Annotated in this window: 12 protein-coding genes; 8 read left to right on the top strand and 4 right to left on the bottom strand. The window is 56.2% G+C overall.

The genetic code is table 11. From position 1 onward, the window contains the following. Positions 1 to 8: 8 nt before the first annotated feature. Positions 9 to 2,303, top strand: a complete 2,295-nt coding sequence (locus SH248x_RS09580) for a glutamine amidotransferase (RefSeq protein ID WP_459558312.1) — start codon at positions 9 to 11, stop codon at positions 2,301 to 2,303. Between the two features lie 305 nt (positions 2,304 to 2,608). Beyond that, the gene (locus tag SH248x_RS09575) at positions 2,609 to 6,727 is read left to right on the top strand and encodes a hypothetical protein (protein ID WP_459558311.1); all 4,119 of its coding nucleotides are present in this window, start codon (positions 2,609 to 2,611) and stop codon (positions 6,725 to 6,727) included. A gap of 364 nt (positions 6,728 to 7,091) precedes the next feature. Here SH248x_RS09575 and SH248x_RS09570 read toward each other — a convergent pair whose 3' ends face one another. The 3 genes from SH248x_RS09570 to SH248x_RS09560 all read right to left on the bottom strand — a co-directional run bounded on the left by SH248x_RS09570 (position 7,092) and on the right by SH248x_RS09560 (position 11,650). Next, a complete protein-coding gene (locus SH248x_RS09570; protein WP_459558310.1) occupies positions 7,092 to 7,967 on the bottom strand; it encodes a hypothetical protein in 876 nt (291 codons plus the stop codon). A gap of 336 nt (positions 7,968 to 8,303) precedes the next feature. Then, on the bottom strand, positions 8,304 to 8,993 hold the full coding sequence (locus SH248x_RS09565) for an NYN domain-containing protein (protein ID WP_459558309.1): 690 nt from the start codon (positions 8,991 to 8,993) through the stop codon (positions 8,304 to 8,306). Positions 8,994 to 9,292: 299 nt separating this feature from the next. After that, entirely contained in the window at positions 9,293 to 11,650 is a 2,358-nt protein-coding gene (locus tag SH248x_RS09560; RefSeq protein ID WP_459558308.1) for a serine/threonine protein kinase, read from the bottom strand. A 242-nt stretch (positions 11,651 to 11,892) separates the two neighbouring features. Between SH248x_RS09560 and SH248x_RS09555 the strand changes: the two genes are divergently transcribed. The 5 genes from SH248x_RS09555 to SH248x_RS09535 all read left to right on the top strand — a co-directional run bounded on the left by SH248x_RS09555 (position 11,893) and on the right by SH248x_RS09535 (position 16,861). After that, positions 11,893 to 12,159, top strand: coding sequence for a hypothetical protein (locus SH248x_RS09555; protein WP_459558307.1), 267 nt, complete (start codon positions 11,893 to 11,895; stop codon positions 12,157 to 12,159). Between the two features lie 71 nt (positions 12,160 to 12,230). Next, positions 12,231 to 12,605, top strand: a complete 375-nt coding sequence (locus SH248x_RS09550; RefSeq protein ID WP_459558306.1) for a type II toxin-antitoxin system VapC family toxin — start codon at positions 12,231 to 12,233, stop codon at positions 12,603 to 12,605. A gap of 393 nt (positions 12,606 to 12,998) precedes the next feature. Then, complete coding sequence (locus tag SH248x_RS09545) at positions 12,999 to 14,867, top strand: 2-oxoacid:acceptor oxidoreductase subunit alpha (RefSeq protein WP_459558305.1); 1,869 nt, start codon at positions 12,999 to 13,001, stop codon at positions 14,865 to 14,867. 231 nt (positions 14,868 to 15,098) lie between these two features. Beyond that, positions 15,099 to 16,118, top strand: a complete 1,020-nt coding sequence (locus SH248x_RS09540; RefSeq protein WP_459558304.1) for a 2-oxoacid:ferredoxin oxidoreductase subunit beta — start codon at positions 15,099 to 15,101, stop codon at positions 16,116 to 16,118. 254 nt (positions 16,119 to 16,372) lie between these two features. Continuing rightward, complete coding sequence (locus SH248x_RS09535) at positions 16,373 to 16,861, top strand: hypothetical protein (protein ID WP_459558303.1); 489 nt, start codon at positions 16,373 to 16,375, stop codon at positions 16,859 to 16,861. A gap of 171 nt (positions 16,862 to 17,032) precedes the next feature. Here SH248x_RS09535 and SH248x_RS09530 read toward each other — a convergent pair whose 3' ends face one another. Continuing rightward, positions 17,033 to 18,307 carry a 3-keto-disaccharide hydrolase gene (locus SH248x_RS09530; protein WP_459558302.1) on the bottom strand — a complete coding sequence of 425 codons (1,275 nt, stop codon included), beginning with the start codon at positions 18,305 to 18,307 and terminating at the stop codon, positions 17,033 to 17,035. A 25-nt stretch (positions 18,308 to 18,332) separates the two neighbouring features. On the opposite strand from SH248x_RS09530, the gene SH248x_RS09525 reads away from it, so the two are divergent. Further along, positions 18,333 to 18,761 carry a hypothetical protein gene (locus SH248x_RS09525; RefSeq protein ID WP_459558301.1) on the top strand — a complete coding sequence of 143 codons (429 nt, stop codon included), beginning with the start codon at positions 18,333 to 18,335 and terminating at the stop codon, positions 18,759 to 18,761. The last annotated feature ends 231 nt before the right edge of the window (positions 18,762 to 18,992 follow it).

The raw sequence follows: 18,992 nt of genomic DNA, 5'->3' as shown, positions 1-18,992 counted from the left end.
GGGACTTGATGGACATTTCGTGGGCACCGATTTGGGGGTGGATGACGACGAGCCTGTTGGGGCTTGGGCTTCTGCTATTGGTGTTGCTCACGTATCCGGCGCGGGTGCGTCATTTGCCGAAGGCTCAGCAGCGGTCGCTGCTCACGCTGCGGCTGCTATCGACGCTGGTGCTACTGGTGGCGATGTTTCGGCCGTCGCTGAAATATGCGACGAGCGATGACAGCGATACCGTCATCAGTTTTTTGTATGACGACAGTCGAAGCATGACGACCAAAGATGCGCCGGAGAATCAGACTCGTCGCGAGCATCTGGTCAAGGTGCGGACAGGGGTTGAAGAAGAGATCAAGCGTCTGAAAGACGAACTGACGGTTCGAGAGTTCGAGTTTGGAGACCAGCTGACTCCGGTCACTGCGATGCCTCTGACCAGCGAAGCCCCTGGGATGCAGACGCCGCTGGGGGGAAGTCTGGAGAAGCTGTTGGAGCAATCGAGTGGCGAGCCGCTGAAAGCCGTCTTCATGTTGAGCGACGGGGCGGAGCGATCATTGCCGCCGTTGAATCGTTCGCCGAGGTCAGCGGCGATGGAACTGGCCAAGCGCGGGATTCCGCTTTATACCGTCCCGTTCGGGACGACGTCGTCGATTGATCGCGGGCTGGACCTGGTAATTGATGAGCTGTCGATTGACCCGGTCGTGTTTGAGAAGAAGACGATTCCTGTTCGTGCGGTGCTGCGAGTCTCGGGGGCGACGAGTCAGCCTTATCAGGTCAAACTGTTGGTGGAAGATCGCACCGGCAAGCGGATTGGCGAGAGTGGGCCAATGAGGCAGCCGCCGATGTCGAGGACTGATCGGACGGAGCTGACGATTCCCAATGTCCCTTCGGGGCAGACGGTGCCGCTGGAATTTACCTACACGCCGACGCAGGCCGGAGAGATCAAGATCGGGATCGAGGTGACGCCGGTCGAGGGGGAAGTTCAGACAGGGAACAACCGGCGCGAGGCGCTCACGACGGTACGTGGTGGCGGGCTGAAAGTGGCGTATTTCGATGTGCTGCGGAATGAGGTGAAGTTCATTCGCAGTTTGAATACGTCGTCGAACATCCAGGTCGATTTTCAGTTGATTTCGATCAACAAAGGTCAGCTGATGACTCCGATCAATCCTGCGATGATTGAGACGGAGAACTACGACGTCTACATCATCGGGGACGTCCCGGCGTCTGTGTTTGGAAATGCTTTGCTGCAGAAGCTGGCGGAGAAAGTCCGGGCGGGGTCGGGACTGCTGATGATCGGCGGTTATCACAACTTCTCTGCTGGTGGGTATGCCAACACGCCGATTGCCGACTGGCTGCCGGTGGCGCTTGATGCGAGCAAGGTCACGCCGCCCGATCGGATTGACAACTCGCAGCAGGTGGTTGGTGAAGTCACGATCGAAGCAACGGATGCGGGCCTGCGTCACTACGTCATGCTGATCGATGCCCCAGAGCAGAATGCCGCGGCGTGGTCGTCGTTGCCTCCGTTGACGGGGATTAACCGGTTGAAGCCGAAGAGTGATGTGGTGGAAGTGCTGGCGAGGACGTCGTCGGGCGATCCGCTATTCATCGCGGCTGATGTCGGGCGAAGTCGGAGTGTCGCGCTCGCGACAGATGAGACGTATTACTGGTATCTGGCGGGGCAGCCTCAGAAGCATCAGCGGTTCTGGCGTCAGTTGATTTTGTGGTTGTCGCATAAAGAGTTTGAGAGTGACCAGTCGATCTGGGTCCGTCTGGATCAGCGGAATGTTTCGCCGGGATCGGAAGTGGAAGCGACCTATGGAGTGCGTGGCCCGGATGGGACGGCGATCCAGGATGCGACGTTCAAAGTGTCACTGGTCCCGCCGGGAGGTGGGGAGACGAAGACTGTTCCGTCACAGCGTTCGAACGATTTTGCGCGGAGCATGATTGGAGAAACGCAGACGGCGGGGGATTACTGGCTGTCGGTGGAAGCCTCCCGTGGCGGGACCTCGATGGGGCTGCCGGGGGTCTCGCGTTTCATTGTTGATCAGCGTGACCTGGAGATGGATAACCCGACGGCGGACCCTGCTTTGCTGGCTCAATTGAGTGAGATCACGGCGGAACTGACGGATGGGCAGTTGATTCCGCCGGAGGAATTTCCGGATTTTTTGAAGAATTTCGTCAAGCGGAAACCGTGGAAAGCCGACTTGGAGGCGTCCGAGCGGATCAACCTGTGGGACGGGTGGCCTGTGCTGTTGATTTTCGTCGGAGTTTTGTCTGCGGAGTGGATTCTGCGAAAACGGATGGAACTGACTTAGTATTGAAGACGTCTGTGTTGGAGGGAGAAGTCTGCACCGTCCGATGGTAAGGACTGTGTGGATGAGGACTTCCGGCGTAGAATAGGACGATAGAGTTTTTTGACACAGAGGGCACAGAGATCACAGAGTGGGGAGATGCGAGAGATTTAATCTTTAAAATCAATGCCAACTCTTCCCTCTGAGGCCTCTGTGTTCTCTGTGTCAAAACTCTTCTGGTTTCAAAGCATGACCAGTGCAGTGTGCGGAGCTTTATCAGCATCCTGCTGGTGAATGAGTATCGCTGTGAACAGTTTGAGTGAGTCATTATGAGCAGTCTCGATCAGCAGCAGTTTGTTGACTATCACGACTACATTACGCTGCAGCTGGAGCGGACTCGTCGGCATATTCGGTCGACGGATCTGATGACTGCCGTTGCGGGGGGCGTGGGGATTCTGCTCACGTATCTGCTGACGTTTGTCGTGCTGGATCACTGGGTGATCGAGGGGGGCTTTTCGGCGACGGCGCGGGTCCTGATGCTGGTCTCGGTGTTGCTGCTGACGGCGGGGTGGTTTGTGTGGCGAGTCTCCCGACCGGCGTTCAATCAGATCAACAGTCTGTTTGCTGCCAGGACACTTGATACTGCCAAGCCAGATCTGCATAACATCTTGCTAACACTGATCGATATTCGTCGACACAAGAAGACGGTGGCTCCGGAGATCGAGCAGTCGTTGGAGAAGCGGGCGGCGCTCGGGCTTTCTAAACTGCAGATTGATCAGACGGTTGATCATACGAGCCTGATGCGGTCGCTGTATTTTCTGCTGGCGATTGTCGTCATTTTTGCACTCTATGCCCTGCTCTCTCCCAAGCAGATCGCGGGAACGCTTTTAAGAGCGGTTGCACCGTCAGCGGATATTCAGGCCGCGACACGCACGCAGATTAATAATGTCACGCCGGGCAAAGACATTGAAGTGCCTGCTCGTTCGCAGGTGGAGATCTCGGCGCTGATTACGGGAGATATTCCTGAGGAAGTTCTGCTCAAGTACACGACGGATGATCGTCGGTATGTTGATGAAACGGTTCTGATGAAGCCGGTGGATGGGGATGCCAAGGGGAAATATGCGGCGATTCTCGCCGGTGAGAATGGACGCGGGTTGCAGCAGAACCATTCGTACTATGTGGAAGCCGGTGACGCGAAGTCGACGAGCTATCGAGTGACGGTTAAAGCGACTCCGGTCGCGAAGGTGGATCAGGTCTTCCTGCAGCCGCCGTCGTATACGAGGCTGGAGCCGACGACGATTCAAGCGGGGGATATCGATGCTCTCGAAGGGACAAAAGTTGCGATTTCGGCGAGCGTCTCGATGCCTGTGAAGGTCGCGCGGATTCGGTTTACGGATTCGGAAGATCTGACGCAGAAGGCCGAAGAAGTCATGATGTCGGTCAACGACGGAACGAAGCTGTCGGCTGAACTGCCGCCGCTGAAGATCCGTACGGACGGGACGTTTCCTCGGTTCTATCACATCGAGTGCAAGACCGAGGACGGGGCGAGTGACCCTGCGCCGGTGCTTTATCGGATGAATATCCGCCCGGACCAGGCACCGATGGTGCGGCTGAAGTCGCCGACGGGGGATCTGGTTCAGCCTGCCAACGGGATCATTCCGCTGATCGTGGAAGCGCAGGATCCGGACTTCCTGCTGCATTCTTTGACGTTGCGGGTCGAGAAGGCGGGGGAGCGGATTCATGGTGAGCCGCTGTTTGAGAAACGGGTACAGGGGACACGCGTCAAATATGACTGGCGTCTGGAGTCGTTGCATCTGCTGGATGGGGATGAGATCGCGTTCTGGGTCGAAGCGAGGGATAACAAAGAGCCTGCGAGTAATCTGTCGAACACGCAGAAGATCCGCGTGAAAATCCAGGCACCGCAGGATGAGGCCAAGGTCGAGAAGGCACTCGAGGAGCAGAAGGCTCAACAGAAAAAGCAGGAAGAGAAAGAGCAGCAGGACGCTCAGCAGAAAGGCGAGAACCAGCAGCCTGGGCAAGCGGAGCAGCAGGATCAACCGGCTGACGGTGCGCAGAAGAACCAGGAGCAGAAGATGTCTGACCAGCCACAGGAAGGTGAGAAGTCTCCTGAGAATGGGGAAAAGGCCAAGGGTAAGAACGGCGAAGGGGAATCCGGAAACGACGGCGATGGACAGTCGGACAACCAGAAGACGGGTGAGAACGGTGAGGGACAGCCTCAACAGGATGGCAAGATGAACGACTCGAAGACCGGCGACGGTGGCGAGTCAGGTGAGAAGAGCAATCCGCAGAATGGCGATAACACGTCGAATGAGAATCCGTCGAAGCAGGAGCAGTCCGGGAATCAGAGCGGTCAACAGAATCAAGACGGCAAGCCGAAATCAGGTGGGGAAAATCAGCCTCAGCCGGGCCGGGAAGAGATGTCCGAGCAAGGTGAGAAGGGAAACCAAAGCCAGGGAGCGAATCAGCCTCAGTTTGATAAAGAAGGGGCCGACGATGACCTTGTCCTCAACGAACTGATGAAGGAACATCAAAAGAAGGAGCAGGAGAAACAGGACAAACAGCAGAAGAACAACAAATCAGACTCGCAGTCGCCCGAAGGCGAAGCTTCGCCTGACGGGAAGGAAGGTGCCAATGACCAGCAGAAGAATGACGGTCAGGGTAAGCCTTCGGAGGCAATGAATGACGATCAGAAGCCATCGAAGGATGATGAGAATTCGTCCAAGCCGAAGACTGATGGGAAGCCATCCGACGAGACCTCTGATGATGGTCAGCCGGGCGATGACAAGGGAGCAGATGAGAATGCTGACAAGATGTCAAAAGAGAACAAGGGTGAGACTGGCGAGGAGATGAAGTCCAGCCAGAAGGGTGAGCAGAAAGAAGGCGAGAAGCCTACGGACGAGAAGTCGAAGGACGAGGGCGCGTCTGGTGAGCAGGAGAAGAACGATGGGAACAAGCCGCCTGAAGGCATGGAGAAAAAAGGTGGCAGCGGCGGCGAGAAGTCGGACGAGCAGCCGAAGGGAGATGAACCCAAGGATGGAACGGGTGGTGATCAGCCATCGGAGAAGATGAAGCCTGATCAGGATGGGAATTCGTCCTCAAATGCCAGCCAGGATGACAAGGGGAAGGAAGGGACTTCCCCGGATCCGAACGCCCCGATGGGCAAGAACGAAGCGACTCCCGATAAGGATGCGACCGGCAAGCCTGCTGATGATCCGAACGTTGATGCGATGAAGTCAGACAACACTGTGAAACGTGAAGAAGGAACCAAGCCGACAACGCGCGAGGGGGATCCGAAGGATCCGAATCGCAAGCCTGAAAATCAGGCCAAGGGAGGCGATCAGGACAAGCCGGAGCAGTCGTCCGGGAAGTCATCGTCGAGCGAGAAGCAGGACAGCCAGCAGAAAGGCCGGCAGAAGTCGGATGGTTCACAATCGGGATCTGAGCAGAAGAAGGGTGGGGACTCGTCTTCGGATCAGTCTCAGAAGGGTGGCGAGATGCAGGATGGGAAATCGAAGAGTTCGTCGAAAGACGGTCAGCCTGGAGATGGTCCGTCTGAGAAGTCTCAAGATGGAGCAGCAAAAGGTGGTGACCAGTCCGGAATGAATGAGGAGGGGCAGAAGGCCGGTGGTGAGCAGAAGCCGGGAGAGAATCAAAAGCAGGATGATGTGCCACGTAAACCTGACGAAAAGCAGGGGGACGGGGATCAGAAGATGGGTGATGAGAAACCAGGTGGCCAGCAACAGGGAGGTCAGCAGAAGTCTGGCCAACAGCAGTCGGGTGATCAAGGCGGAAAGTCGAAGGGAGAATCTGGCGGGAAATCTGCGGGCGAAGGTGGAAAGAGCCAGCAGCTGGGTGAGGCGAGCGATCAGCCACCAAGTTCGTCACAGCCGAGTGGCGGAGGTGGCGCTGCCAGTAAGCAAGCTGCTCCTGCGAAGAAAGGTGAGAGAGCCCCTGGCGCTGCTGATGGACCAGCCCAAAACGGCGAGCCTCAGAAAGGTGAGGCTGGTGCAGGTGAAGGACCATCGAAGTCTGCTCCGTCGCAAGAGCAATCCCTGGAAGACAAGAAGAAAGCTGCTGATCTTGTTCTCAAGCAGTTGGAAGAAGATCTGAAGCGTGGAGATGTCGATGAGGAATTCCTCAAGCGTCTTGGCTGGACCGAGACCGATCTGAAGAAGTTCCGTGAGCGGATGGCGAAGATGTCTCAAGAGAAAGAGGTCATTACGCCTGAGGAGATGGCGCGTCGTAAGCAGTATCAGGAGATGCTTAAGAATCTGAATCTGAATACGAATCGTCCTGCTGCGAAGTCGAGCCAGGGGTTCGGGAAGTCGGAAGTCGATAGCTTCGGGCCATCGAATATCCCGGCCCCGGCGCAGTATCAGGAATTGGAACGGGCGTATAAGCAAAGCTTGTTGAAGAAGAAGGATTGAGGAAGTGGTCGCGAATGGTTTGTTGGGGCTTTCGTCACTCAGCTACGAATGACGGGGCCATCTGGTAATGCGCGATGGGAGCGGTTTTGGTGCGGTTCGAAGACTCACCAGCACCCTACACTTTGGCTGGAGTCGATATGGCAGTGAGGGCGAATGAGTGCCTATGCCCCACCCTCATCCGCCCTTCGGGCACCATTCCTGAGAAGACTACCGCGTCGTTCACTCTCGCCTGATCGGCGAGAGCGAACTCCTTGCTTCCCCTCAAGGGAGAAGGGACGAGATGTGGGGCGCTGGGCAATTCGCAGAGGTCCCTCATCCGTCAGCGAAGCGCTGCCACCTTCTCCCGAGGGGAGAAGGGGTGAGATTAGAAGCCGCCGCCGGGGGCGCGGGGTGGGGTCGGGGTGTTGCTGGCGCCTGGTGATGTCGTGCCGGGAGCGTTATTGCCGGCTGGGGGAGTGGAGGCGGCTGCTGGGCGGGTGTAGTCGAAGGTTGGCAGGGCCATTTTCAGGTTTTCGCGGTAGCTGTCGGCTGCGATGTTGCGAGGAGAAATGATGAGGAGTGCGGCCTGGTTATCACCGGCGCCGTACTGATAGACATTGAACTCCATCGGGATGTTGTCGAAGCGCATTTCCGGGTTGAAGAGTGTGATGGTGTTGTAGGTTTTGGGAGGAGCAAACTTGGTGTCCTTGGCGCTATCAGGGAACGTCACGCCGCTTTTCCAGACGTTGAGGTCGAGGTTCGGACCACGGTCGGCGCGGGTGATATCGGAGATGCCGACTTCGCCGAGGAGGGTATAGAAGAGATCGTTGTGATACTTCAACGGATCAGGAGCGCCCGGTGTGCGTGATTTGGTCCAGCGGTCTGCATTGCTGAGAGCCAGCATGTAGACTGGCTTCTCGACCGATTCCTGGCCGATCATGACGGGGACATTCATTTTCCAGACGCCCACAACGCCGGGGATTTCGCTGCGGAGAAATTCGGGCAGACGAGTATCGCGGTCTTTGTCTTTTTTGTCCTTTGGAATGAGCTCGAAGCCCTTGGGGGGCTGGAACCTCAGGTTCTGCTCTTCAAAAGCACCGGGGGCGAGGGCTTTCTGAACGCGTTCGAGGTACTTGTAATACTCGACGGTATTGGCGAGACGTTTCTCGTACGTTTCGCTGCCGCAGCCGGTCAGTGAGATTGCCAGGCTCAGTAAGCAAAACACGGTCAAGGAGGTCTGGAACGGCCACAACTTGGTCATGTTGATCCTGCAGGTGTCGCTTCGTGCGTACTTGATTAAGGAAAAAGAAAAGATGGTTGCCTGATAGATGTTGAGGAATTGGAAATCGGCTGTTGCCTATCGCTCACCCTCATCCGCCCTTCGGGCACCATTCCTGAGAAGACTACCGCGTCGTTCACTCTCGCCTGATTGGCGAGAGCGAACTCCTTGCTTCCCCTCAAGGGAGAAGGTACAGAATACGAGCCCTCAAATGAGAAGGACGCGTTGATAATATGCGTTCAGTCTAATGGCATTGCGTGCAGACCAACAAGCCCCACTCTGGATGTTGACGAGAAAAACGTGGTGATCGGGGGATGGCTAGTCCTTCTGGTCATCGAGATGTTCGAGCCAGAAGTTCAGTTCCTCGTCGGTGACGTCGATTTTAGTGGAATCGTCGAGATCGATGGAGGACGTTGGGGTTATTGCTGGCTTGGGGGTGGAGTCTACGAGGGTTTCGGGAGGCTTGTTTGAGATCAGGGAGGAGAGGGCCTGGTCGAGGTCGGACTGGAGGTTGTCCTGGAATTCTTCGTTTTTGAGCTGGGGGATTTTTGAGGGGCGTTTTTCAGCGGGTTTCGTGGTGGTTGGCGACATCGTGACGGGGGCTGCGTCTTCAAAGATGCTGGCGGCGAACTGGTGACTTTCGACGAAACTGGCGCCTCTGCGTCTGGCGGCTTTCTGAATGCGGTGGTCGCTGGAGACGATGAGCAGGGATTTGGGGCCGTGAGAGGTGATGACGAGTTCTTCGATGACGCTGTCCGCGTCGGTCTCGGCGTTGGGAAAGAGGATCGTCATGGACTGGAATTGCTGGCGGGTGCCGTAGAACTGGCCGGTTTGCTGGGCGTCGAAGATGATGGTGGTGCGTTGACGGGTGCTGCCGTTGAGTTCGCCTGCGAGGGCGGTCAGGAAGAGGCTGCGTTTTTGTTCGAGGGAAAGGCCGAGGCGGGCACCGAGCAGCGGGAGGGCTGCGTGCATGAGGTTATAGCCATCGATCAGGAGGTGCTGGGGCATCCTGTCATGGTACAGGGGTGTGAGGGGAATCCCAAGGGAATCGTGGGGGAAGAAAGAGTGAGTTGGAAATGAGCGCGTATGGTGACGTGTCTTGTGAGCTTTGCTCACCCAGCCATGAACGGCTGGGCCACCCGGGAGGATTGAATGCTTTTAGCAATTCGCAGAGTTCCCTCATCCGTCAGCACTGAGTTTAGTAAACACCAGAGGTGTTGTGCTGCCACTTTTCCTGAGCAGGCTACCGCGTCGTTCACTCTCGTTGAGAAGACAGGAGGTTGACACCCCCCGCTCGCCTGTCGGAGTTACCGTTCGTCATGCCACTCGAAGTTGGCGGGGATGATTTCGGACGGTTGAGGGGATGAGGCGGTCATTGATTCGGCGGATTGGATGCCGGGGAGGGTTGAGCCCATTCTTGGGCCGTCGAGGGAGGTCAGTATCGAGTCAGATTTTGTTTGGGCGTCCTGGTTGGTGAAGGCGTAGGTCGTTGTCATCAGGCCGTCGATCTGAAGGGTAGTGTCTTCCAGGCGTTGGAGTTGGCGGTTGTGGCTGTCGAACCACATGGCGAGTGGGGTTTCGGGGGCGAGGATCGAGCCCCGACCGGTGACGCTGATCAGTTTCAGGAGTTCGAGAGGCGACTCGTTGCCAGTCAGGAGGAACATCGCGCCTTGCGATGAGGCGATGTCGATGACGGAGTTCTGGAGTTCGATCTGGACGAGGCCCTGGAGTTCGCGGGGGTTGAGGTTGTCGAGTCGCAGGAGGCAGCCGACTTCTCGCAGGGTGGATTGGGCGAGTTTTACGGTCAGGCCGCGAGATGGGAGGATGGGGCCGGGCATCTGGACGAGGGCACCGCGTCCGTGATGGAGGGTGTTTTCGAAGGAGATGTTTCCGAAGTGGTGTTGGACGAGGACGGCGGAGCCAGGGGTCTTGAGAGAAGAGTTCGTGACTTTGCAGTGGCCGCCGGTCTGGTCGTAGAGGTCAGACATTTGCCAGGCAATGGCGTGGCAGATGCCAGGATGGGAGGCGTCTGGGCCGAGGAGCGTGACGTTGTCGAGGGAGAGGTTTTGTGTCTGGATGGTCAATAGAGAGTTCGGGACAGCCGTTGACTGGGCGGCCTCTGAATCTGGATCGGCGTAGCGAACGGTGATGTTTTTGAGGAACAACTCCGCCGAAGTGACCTGCCAGGCCTGGTTCTTCTGGAGGATGAGGATGGCCGGTTCGGTCTCGCTGGTGCATTCGATCGTCAGGGTGCGGTCAGACTTGATGGTCGTCGCGGCGTAGGTTTGCCCAGGAGTGAGAGCGATGACGTTGCTGGCGTCTGGTTTGGGGAGGTCGGCGAGTTTATTCGCCTCTTCGGTGGTTTGTTCGGGAGCGGTGTCGGGTGACGTCAGTTGATTAAGTGGCTTTGATTCGGTGAGTTGATAGGCTTGTTGGGAGATCCAGTCGGTCAGCTTGAGGGGGATCAGCGGGGTGTTGGTTTGATTGGAAGCGATGAGGCCGGCGCTGACGAGAAGCGTCGCGGCGGCGAGGCCGTGACGGTAGCCGAGGACGATGGGGGGGCGTCGCAGGGTTGCTTTGGGGGCGAGGGTTGCGGGGATCGAGGCGACGAAACGGGCCGCTGCGGAGGTGTTCCAGCGCGGTCTAGCACGTTGCAGAAGCGCGATGGCTTCGGGAGTCGTGCTGACTCGATCATGAGGATTGATCGCAGTCGTGAGATCGATGAATTTTGCGAGGGTAGGAGTGACATCCGGATTGAAGTCGCGGATGTCGGGAAGGCCGGTGCGGGTGAGGCGGTTCAGCTTCATCAGCGGGTCAGCAGCGAGGAGCGCAGGGCGTCCGCAGAGGAGTCGCCAGCAAAGGCTGCCGAGAGCGAACAGGTCGCTCGCGGGACGGTAGGTGTCCTGGCCGAGGAAGAGTTCGGGAGGAAGGGCGTCGAAATAGTCGTGAGGGAGTGGATCGTGGAAGTTGACGATCGGAAAACGGGAGAGTGTCAGGCCGGGGTGACGCAGGAGGATACGGCCGCTGCGGGTGAGGAGAATGTTTTTTGGTCGCAGGTCGCCATGAGGCAGTCCGACGGCGTGAAGCTGGTCGAGGGACTGAAGTACAGCGAGCGCAATCTGCTCGACGAAGCGAACGGGGAAGCGGCCTTTGCGGACGAGAAGATCCGCGAGCGTCATTCCGGCGTGGTAGGGCTCGGTGATGAAGATGTCATCGCCGAAGGCGTGTGCGGATGAGGGAATCGTGAAGGTTGTTTGTTTGGATGACTGGCGTGACTTGGCAAGCTGGAGATACGGGGCGAAGCGGTCAAAAAAGCTTTGATGTTCGGTGGGTGGAATCGGGAGACGGATCAACGTTGCCAGTTCTGTTCGTTCGACGGAGCGAGCCGTTAAAAAATCAGCATAAGGTTCGCGACGAGTCCGTTCGATGAGGCGGTAGGGGCCGATGGCGAGTGAGTCGGGGCCGGACTCTTCGATGGACTGGACCTGGAAGTGAGTCAGTCGGCCGATGGCGAAGAGGGCGTCGAGCCAGGTCGATTCGAAGATCGGGAGGTTACGCTGCAGCGATTTGATTTTGCGTCTGCACAGGCGCAAGTCTTGCGCAGAGCAGAGATTAAGCTCGACTAGGCGCGCTGGAAGATCGTAAGACTGGGGCCCGTCCGACAAGCGTATGTCATCCTGACAGTAAAAACGCCTCAATGCGGAGTAACTGTGGAGTGCAGTTATTGCAATCCTGCGTGTTTTCGGCAAGGTGAGTTGGTGGAAGAGGTTGGAACGCAGGGCACGCGGAGGGAAACAGAGTTGGCGGAGAGTCGTCTCTGAACGGGGTTAAAAATTTCGAATAGAATTCAAACCGTGTTCGCAGGTACAATCCATTGTCAAATTCCCTGTTTTCTTGACGGCAAAAAATGATTACCCGAATTCCGATCACTGACGCTCAAACCAGACTAACTGAAATCGTTGCCGGGATGGTGCCTGGTGATGAGATCATTCTTGTCAACAGGGATAGTTCCGTTGCAGCGAGGCTTTTGCCTGGCCAATCTGTTGAATCAGAGGATGCTGATCAACCTGCGGAATCTGAAAGCGAATGGAAGCAGGCGTTGCGGGAGTTGGCCTCTTTATACAAAGGCCCTGCTACGGACGTCTTGATTGATCGAGGAAGCATTTACGAGTGAACCAGTGCCTGCTTGACAGCAATATTCTACTTCGACTTGCGTCACCACTGTCTTCACAGCATGAAATTGCCATGAGAGCCATTGAGAAATTGAAGGCGACGGGTTTTCAGCTCGTGATCGTTCCTCAATGTCTTTACGAATTTTATGTTGTGGCCACACGCCCTCTCAGCGTTAATGGAATGGAAGTTCCACCCGATGAGATGCACAAATACTTCGCGAAGATACGGGCGATTGCGGAATTCGTGCCAGACACTTCCGTGATTTATGACCATTGGGAACGTCTGGTTTTTACCCATCGCATTTGTGGAAAACCTGCTCACGACGCCCGTCTTGTCGCCGCGATGAAGACACACAACATCACTCACATGTTGACGTTTAATGTGTCCGACTTCACGAAGTTCGGCAGTGAAATCACAGTCGTTGATCCAGTATCACAGGTTGCGTAGATTTTTCTTCAGCAGATTTCGATACAACCTGTTGTCAGTTAGAAGGTTGTGTTTGGTGGCCAGCCATTTATTGTTGGTATGGATAGATTTGATCAGAGAAGCTGGGCGGTTTCCGAGGAAATTATGGATGATTCGTTTTATGAGGACTTTCTATTTTATACCGTCTCTGCAAAAATGCCGATAGTTAACGCTATGGTCACGGTATCGATGGAAAAACCGAGCCGACCACGTGGTTGTGACGTCTAAAGAATGCTCGTCCGGCCACAAATTTAGCCAGCTAAGTCGTTGAACCGCAGCTCGTGTTTGCGGGTCAATTGATATGCCAGCCAATCGTTCCCACGAAAACGTGTCGCTGGATCTAACATTTTACGAGTTTGAACGGAAGACTTTTCTATGGCAACGGACGTTGTCGACGCCCCCCTGGCTGACGGTAAGCCACTGGAAACGCTGGAATCGGTTGTCATTCGCTTTTGTGGTGACTCGGGCGACGGGATGCAGTTAGCCGGGACGCAGTTCACCAATACGTCCGCCGTTTTTGGGAACGATATCTCCACCCTGCCCGACTTCCCGGCTGAGATTCGTGCCCCTGCTGGAACGCTCGGCGGGGTTTCTGGTTATCAGATCTGCTTTTCAAACCGCGAAGTTTTCACGCCAGGTGATGAGCTCGATACGCTCGTCGCGATGAATCCTGCCGCGTTGAAAACGAACGTCACCGATCTCAAGCGTGGCGGTACACTGATCGTCAACGAAGATGAGTTCGACAAAGCCAACCTCCAGAAGGCCTTCTACAAGGACAACCCTCTGGAAGACCCGAACATCATGGCACCGTACCGCCTGCACAAGGTGCCGATGACACGCCTGACGCGCGATTCGGTCGCTGGGCTGGGTCTGACGATGAAGGAAGCGGATCGCTGTAAGAACTTTTTCGCGCTGGGGCTGGTTTACTGGCTGTATGAGCGGGATATGAGTTCAACCGAAGACTGGGTTCGAGAGAAGTTCGGCAAGAAGCCGGAGATCTGCGAATCGAACCTGCGTGCTCTACGAGCTGGTTACAACTATGGGTTCTCGACTGAATCCTTCACAGTTCACTACAAAGTCAATCCGGCCAAGCTGTCTCCAGGTAAGTATCGCAAGATCACGGGCAACGAAGCTACGGCGATGGGGTTCGTCACGGCGGCGAAGCTGTCTGGCAAGAAGCTGTTTTACAGTGGTTACCCGATTACGCCTGCCAGCGACATTCTGCACGAACTGTCGATCCTCAAGAACTACGGTGTCCGAACGTTCCAGGCAGAGGACGAGATCGCGGCGATCACGTCGGTCATTGGAGCTGCTTACGCGGGTGATATGGCGATCACGGCGAGTTCTGGTCCCGGGATCGCGCTCAAGGGCGAAGGTCTGGGGCTGGCGGTCATGACGGAGCTGCCGCTGGTTTGTATTAACGTTCAACGGGGTGGTCCGAGTACGGGTCTGCCTACGAAGACGGAACAGGCTGACCTGCTGATGTCGATGTTCGGACGCAATGGTGAGTGCCCGATGCCGATTGTTGCTCCATCGGGGCCTGCGGACTGTTTCGCGATGGCGATCGAATCGATGCGCATTGCCATCGAATTCATGACGCCCGTCTTCTTCCTGTCGGATGGATACATTGCCAACGGTGCAGAGCCTTGGAGTGTTCCCAATGTTTCTGACATAAAGCCCATTCCCGTTTCTCACCCCACACAACCGAATACCGAGAACGGTTACATGCCGTATCTGCGGAATGAGAAGCGAGTTCGTCCCTGGGCTGTTCCGGGGACTCCCGGTCTGGAGCACCGCATCGGCGGGATTGAAAAAGCGGATGTGACCGGAAACCTCGACTATTCTCCAAACAACCACGCGCATATGGTAAGTATGCGAGCCAACAAGATCGCCGGGATCGCGGATTACATTCCTGAACAGCCCGTCGAAGGGATGCAGGAAGGGGATCTGCTGGTTCTCAGTTGGGGCGGAACGTATGGGTCCGTTAAGACGGCCTGCGACCATGCGGTTAAGCAGGGTCTGTCCGTTGGACATGCCCACATTCGTTACCTGAATCCTTTCCCGAAGAATCTTGGCGATATCATCAAGCGGTTCAAGAAGGTTCTGGTTCCCGAGTTGAACCTGGGCCAGTTGAAGATGCTGATCCGGGCCACTTATCTGGTTGATGCCCAGGGGCTCAACAAGGTGAAGGGGAAGCCGTTCCTTGTCAGTGAAGTTTCGGAAGCGATTCATAAGATGTTCTAGTTTTGGAACCGTTGTCTGTAAGGACGCGGTTTGGAGATTGAACATTCCTGAAGTCGAATAGCAAATAAACGTCTTTCAGTGCCTATGCCCCACCCTCATCCGCCCTTCGGGCACCTTCTCCCCTCAAGGGAGAAGGGACTTAAAGCCGCTCCCCCCAAGGGAGAAGGGACAGGACACGGGCCGATTAACACCATACATCCAGCCAAAAATCCCACCCGAGGTTTCGATATCATGTCGACGACAGCGTTGCCACAACTGACTGCCAAGGATTTTGCCAGTGACCAGGAAGTCCGCTGGTGCCCGCGATGCGGGGATTATTCGATCCTTGCTCAAATGCGGAAGGTCCTGCCGAACGTCGGGATCCCCAAAGAGAAGATCGTCTTCGTTTCGGGGATTGGCTGTTCGAGCCGGTTTCCTTATTACATGTCGACCTATGGGTTCCACACCATTCACGGTCGTGCACCTGCGGTTGCAACGGGCTTGAAGATTGCCAATCCTGAACTGCAGGTCTGGGTCATCACCGGGGACGGGGATGCTCTCTCCATCGGCGGCAATCACTTCATGCACGCGATTCGTCGCAACGTCGATCTGAAGATCATTCTGTTCAACAACCAGATCTATGGTCTGACCAAGGGACAATACTCGCCCACGTCTCCCCAAGGGAAGAAGACAAAGAGTACGCCCTTTGGGTCGGTGGATGCACCGCTGACGCCGCTATCGGTGGCACTCGGGGCAGGTGTGACATTTGCTGCCAAGTCGGTCGATGTCGATATCAACCACCTGCAGATGGTGCTCGAGCGGGCTGCGGCTCACAAGGGAACTGCCCTGGTGGAGATCTATCAGGACTGCAACGTCTTCAACACCGGCGTCTTCGAGTTCGCTCAGAAGAAGGACGAGAAGAACAAGAACTGTATTTACCTCGAACATGGCAAGCCTCTGAAGTTCGGCGAGAAGCTCGATAAGGGGATTCGTCGCAACTCGCAGAACTGCCCGGAAGTTGTCGATATCAACAGCGTCCCGGAAGACGATCTGCTGTTCCACGATGAGAAGTCACCCGACCCTGGTTATGCCGCGATGCTTGCCTCCATGCGATATCCACACAGCCCGGAGCCGATGGGGATTTATCGCTGCGTTGAGAAGCCGACATATGATGAGGCGGTCAACTTCCAGATGAATTCCCGCATCGAAGCGCAGGGGACAGGCGATCTGGAAGAGCTGTTCAACTCGGGCGATACGTGGACGGTGAAGTAAGGCGAGCGGGGGGTGTTAACGCCCTGTGTCTTCAGTGTCACATTGTTCGTCATCGTGCCATGCTTGCGGCTGATCAAATGGGAGGGCGAGGCTCCGTCCGAGCCGCTGTCCCGCGTTGCAACCTCACGTAGACTAAATGACATTGGGGAAGATTTCCGTGCGCAGCCTTCATCGCCATTCACATGGCGGGAGTTTCGCAACGCAAAGCAGCGGCTCACACGGAGGTTCGCCCTCCCGTTAGTTGTCGGGGAGTTATGAACATTCCGTCTCACTTGCGCATCAATCCTGGGAGCGTGGCTGCTGCTGTCGAGACGCTGGTTGTCGGCGTGACGCGGATGATCGAGCTGCGGGACTTTGCCGTCAAGCTGATGCAGCGGAGCGACCTGAGAGTCTATCTGCATCCGGATCTGGGGGATGCAAGTGACTACTGTCAGCGGAATGAAACCAAAGTTGATCTCATCGTGCTTTTGCTCAATCATCCGGATGAACTGACTTCCAGCGATGTAGAGCGGATTTGTCGGGAATGGCCGTTGGCGAGAGTGGTCGCGGTGGGGAGTGTCTGGTTGGCATCGGCGTTGAGGACGCGGGGGTATTATCCGGTCTGCTGGTTGGTGGGAGTGGAAGAAGTGATGTCGCGGATTGATGCGGAAGTCGATGTGGTGAGGGGAGTACGCCTGCCGTTGCCGCAGTTGGCGAATTACGCGGAAGCGGCGGGGTGGAAGCTGGGTGTGACGCGCGAGTGAGTGCCGAGGTGGGTGGCCCAGCCGTTTTATGGCTGGGTCGTATCGCGACACGATGCCAGCGTCATGCGGTATGAATTCGAGTTGAAGCGGTGAGTTTTGTTGGACGCGTATGGTGACGCTTCTTGTGAGCTTTGCTCACCCAGCCGTGAACGGCTGGGCCACCCCGGGAAACTACTCGTACGGCTGGATGCGGATGTTTCTGAACTCGGCTTTGGTGCCGGGGTCGTGGCCTTGTAGGCTGAGGTGGCCGGCTTCTTTCTTGGAGCCTTCGCGAGGGTTGTCACTGGGGGAGCGGGTGTCGGTCCAGTTGCTGACGGGGTAACCGTTGACCCAGGACATGAAGGTCAGGCCATCGGCGACGAGGGTGATGTGTGCCCATTCGTTGTCTTTCGAAACAACGCGCCGGGCGACGTTGCGACGGAAGATGGCTCCGGTGCCCGCGTTGGCGGGAGTCATCGGGTTGCTGTCTTTGAGGCTGTGGTCGATCTGCATCTCGTAGCCATGGGAGGGGGCTTTTTCGGTCCCTTCGAGGGCACGGAAGAAGAGGCCGGTGTTGACGTTGGGTTCGAGAGTCTGGGCGTCGAGTTGGAGGAGGAAGTCTTTGTAGGTGCCGGTGGATTCGAGGAAGCCGAGCCCGCCTTGAGCGAAGAGAGTTTGGTGTTCGGAGAGTTTGAATGAGGCTTTGTTGCCGGGGACTTCTTTCCAGCCGTCGAGCGTTTTGCCATCGAAGAGCGATGTCATAATGAGTGGCTTGAGGATGATGTTCTTGAACGCGACGTCGCCGAAGCGTTTTTGGAGAGCGATGTAACCGTTGGTGAGTTTGGTATCGGAGGTATCGTTGAAGTCAAGGGCTTGTTCGCCGTTGATGAAGACCTGGATGTGACTTCCCTGGACGATGATTTTGAAATGTATCCAGTCGCCGAGGGGGTAGGTTTTCTCGGACTTGGCTTTGGTGACGATGGCGCCGGTGGTGAAGCCTTCGGGGTGAGTGTCGGCGATGTTGATTTCGTAGAAGTCGGCGTCGGGCTTTTGAGGGTCTGCTTTGCAGTGGACGAAGAGGCCGGTGTTGGAGCCGGGGGCACATTTGACGTCGGCTTCGAGTTCGTAGTTCTGGAAGCGGACGTCGGTGAGGAGGAGGCCGATTTCCTCACCATCAGCCGAGAGAACGCCGGTTTTCGCGTCGGTTTTCCAGGGGACTTTGTCGTTCGTGGAATGCCAACCGAAGAGTGATTCGCCGTCGAAGAGCTGGAGATAGCCTGCGGCGATTTGTTCGTCGGTGAGGATGAGGGTGGCGGGTTTGAGGTTTACGGGGGGAGTGGCGTTGGGTGCTAGCGATGCGGGGGTGGTTGTTGTGGCTGCCGGAGTTGCAGTATCCTGCTGTGGTTGGGGTGGTTGAGCGGGGCATCCCATTGTGAAGAGGATCGCCAGTAACACGAATGAGCGCATCGGAAACTTTCTGAAGAGGATGTGAATGCCAACGTCGCTGAATCTGAGGTTTGATGCTAGCGAAAGACGGGATGTGGATTCCAGCGAAATCCCGGGCGAAAACTTGATGCAGTCGTTGAGAGCAAAGATTACCGACGATTGCACGAAGACGTTAGAAATGGATGTTTGGCGGGATGGCGGATGGTTTTTTCATGTTGAAAAGGAAGGGGCTAAGTTGAGTGTCGTACTGGTGCCGTTGGGGGATGGTTGGCTATTGCAGATAGCACCGCGTTGGAAGCCGGGACTCATTGGCCGGTTGCTTGGCGGAAAGACTTCTGCGCTACATCGAGATGTTTATGAGTTGGCGTGTCAGGTTCATACTGCTTTGAAAGCGAATCCGGGTTTTGAGAATCCGAAATGGTGCTGGGATGGTTTTCCGGGGGATGATGCGGGGAGTGAAGTGCCAGAAACATAGACGGACACCTGCATCTAAAAGAATTCAAATAAGATTCATCCATGCCGGGTAGTATTCCGTTGGCAATAGAAACAGTGGTGGAGTACGAGCATCAAAGTGAAGAAGAGCAAAAGTATCAAGTTTGAAAGAGAAGCGATCACGAAGGCATGGTGGGAGCGAGTCGGTCAGTTGTTCTTGCTGATTGTGGGATCACTCCTCTCAGGCTTTTTTTGTTTACTTTGTGGGGATTCA

The organism is Lacunimicrobium album (assembly GCF_052161635.1).
Lineage (GTDB): Bacteria > Planctomycetota > Planctomycetia > Planctomycetales > Planctomycetaceae > SXPC01.
The sequence above is the reverse complement of the archived record's forward strand: the minus strand, read 5'-3'. Positions and strand labels throughout refer to the sequence as shown.

Coding starts and splice junctions, on each gene's coding strand:
- SH248x_RS09580 (WP_459558312.1), top strand. CDS start 9: ATGGACATTTCGTGGGCACCGATTTGGGGGTGGATGACGACGAGCCTG.
- SH248x_RS09575 (WP_459558311.1), top strand. CDS start 2,609: ATGAGCAGTCTCGATCAGCAGCAGTTTGTTGACTATCACGACTACATT.
- SH248x_RS09570 (WP_459558310.1), bottom strand. CDS start 7,967: ATGACCAAGTTGTGGCCGTTCCAGACCTCCTTGACCGTGTTTTGCTTA.
- SH248x_RS09565 (WP_459558309.1), bottom strand. CDS start 8,993: ATGCCCCAGCACCTCCTGATCGATGGCTATAACCTCATGCACGCAGCC.
- SH248x_RS09555 (WP_459558307.1), top strand. CDS start 11,893: ATGATTACCCGAATTCCGATCACTGACGCTCAAACCAGACTAACTGAA.
- SH248x_RS09550 (WP_459558306.1), top strand. CDS start 12,231: ATGAGAGCCATTGAGAAATTGAAGGCGACGGGTTTTCAGCTCGTGATC.
- SH248x_RS09545 (WP_459558305.1), top strand. CDS start 12,999: ATGGCAACGGACGTTGTCGACGCCCCCCTGGCTGACGGTAAGCCACTG.
- SH248x_RS09540 (WP_459558304.1), top strand. CDS start 15,099: ATGTCGACGACAGCGTTGCCACAACTGACTGCCAAGGATTTTGCCAGT.
- SH248x_RS09535 (WP_459558303.1), top strand. CDS start 16,373: ATGAACATTCCGTCTCACTTGCGCATCAATCCTGGGAGCGTGGCTGCT.
- SH248x_RS09530 (WP_459558302.1), bottom strand. CDS start 18,307: ATGCGCTCATTCGTGTTACTGGCGATCCTCTTCACAATGGGATGCCCC.
- SH248x_RS09525 (WP_459558301.1), top strand. CDS start 18,333: ATGCCAACGTCGCTGAATCTGAGGTTTGATGCTAGCGAAAGACGGGAT.